The sequence below is a fragment of the Cellvibrio mixtus subsp. mixtus J3-8 genome, assembly GCF_000766945.1.
GTDB lineage: Bacteria > Pseudomonadota > Gammaproteobacteria > Pseudomonadales > Cellvibrionaceae > Cellvibrio > Cellvibrio mixtus_A.
In genome coordinates, this window is the sequence record NZ_KN266220.1 from 9,296 (window position 1) to 11,039 (window position 1,744).

General features: G+C 50.7%; 3 protein-coding genes. All 3 read left to right on the forward strand.

Annotated features, from left to right (window positions below; all coding sequences use genetic code 11):
• On the forward strand, window positions 1-277 hold a 277-nt coding region (locus A596_RS21675; RefSeq protein ID WP_039918849.1), incomplete at its 5' end, for a GPW/gp25 family protein.
• Window positions 274-1,110 (forward strand): baseplate J/gp47 family protein, encoded by an 837-nt coding sequence (locus A596_RS21680; RefSeq protein WP_039918850.1) that lies wholly within the window; start codon window positions 274-276, stop codon window positions 1,108-1,110. The genes A596_RS21675 and A596_RS21680, both read left to right, overlap by 4 nt.
• Window positions 1,104-1,744: phage tail protein (locus tag A596_RS22500; RefSeq protein ID WP_200882997.1), on the forward strand; the 641-nt coding region annotated here is incomplete at its 3' end. The genes A596_RS21680 and A596_RS22500, both read left to right, overlap by 7 nt.

A 1,744-nucleotide genomic window follows, 5' to 3' on the forward strand; every position in this document is an offset into this window, starting at 1 on the left:
TGGCTCGCGAGTAATGCGCCGCGACTATGGTTCTTTACTGCCGGAATTAATCGACCAGCCATTAAGCGGCACATTGTTATTACAAGTGTATGCGGCCACGGTAATGGCGATTGCGCGTTGGGAACCGCGCGTGCGCCTGGTGCAATTGCATCGTTTTGTCAGTAGCGAGCAGCACGGGCAAGTGGTGATTGATATGGAATTTATCCGGCTCGATACCGGCACACCGGAATTGGCGAGACTTGAAATTGAATTGTTAAAAGGTGGGTATTCACAATGACAACACTGCCACCACCCAAAATGCTGGAACAGTTGGACTATGAACATATTCTGGCTGAGCGCAAAACCGCGTTTTTAAATTCATTGCCCGTCGATCAGCGCGATCAAGTTGCCGCTGTGCTGGCACTGGAATCCGAGCCGATTACCAAGCTGTTGCAAGAGTCCTCCTATCGTGAATTAGTGCTGCGCAATCGTATCAATGATGCAGCGGTATCGAATTTAATTTCATTCGCGCAAGACACGGACCTTGATTTTTTGGGGCAATTATTTGAAGCGCCGCGTTTGCCTGGTGAATTGGACGAACGCTATCGCGAGCGGCTGTTATTGCGCATTGCGGCCATGGCGGGCATGGGCACACGTGAATATTATTTATTTCACGCATTGAGCATTAGCCTTCATGTCACTGCTGCCGAAGTGATACGCACGGCACCCGGCTATATTGATCTGGTGGTCAGACTTGCCGACTCACAAAATCAACATGATTTACTGCAACAAGTGAAGATTTATTTTTTGCAGGATCACATTAAAATTTTAGGGCCTGCCCTGAATATCCGCGCGGCAATTGCGAAGCCTGTCAACCTCACCGGCACGGTGTATCGCTTGCAATCATCGCCCGTGAATCTAGCCGAACAATTACAACAAAGCTGGCCGTCACTGCTCGCGCAACACGCGAAGCTTGGGCAATCCATCGCGAAAACATGGGCAGTAAAAACACTGCACATCGATGGCGTGGCTCGCCTTGAGCTTGATATGGCCGATGTAATTGCGATCAACAGCGATGAATATGCCGTCGCTGGCAACACGCAATTCACCGACGGTGGTGTGGCATGGTAGAAACTTTACTGCCACCCGCCAGCACCAGCCTTGAGCGTGCGTTATCGCAGGCGTTGTCATTTCCGGCGCTCGATGCACACGCCGACGCACCGGCGCGCATCCGCACTGAATTACCCGCCGCATTCGCGCCGTTCATTGCCGCTGAATTTTTTTTGTCAGGCTTCACTAATTATTTTGATTCTGCCGAGGAATTAATTCACGCCGGTTTGCCCTGGCTACGCCAACGCGGTACCGCTGCTGCTGTAAAGCGCGCACTGCGCTGGATACAGATTGATGCCTTGCTCGATGACGATAGTAATTGGTTGCACATTGATCCCGGCACACCACGCGCCCCGGCAAAATTAGCGGACATTCGCAACATCGTTAATTTATCCATTCCTGCCCATGTTTATTTTTACCGGTTGTTTCATCGCTACGATATTCGCCACGCGGTAGGTGACCAATCGCATCACGATAATTGCATTTGGGATGACGACTCGGGCGCGTGGATTGACGGGATAAAAATCAGCATTGAAGAACGCATTGCAATTCCTGCCAAAAAAACTGAATCGCCCTGCAAGCAGAGCATAACGTCAGTATTGGCAATCACCGTGCGCCGAGAACAAGCCTATTGGGATTCATGGGTACTCGATAG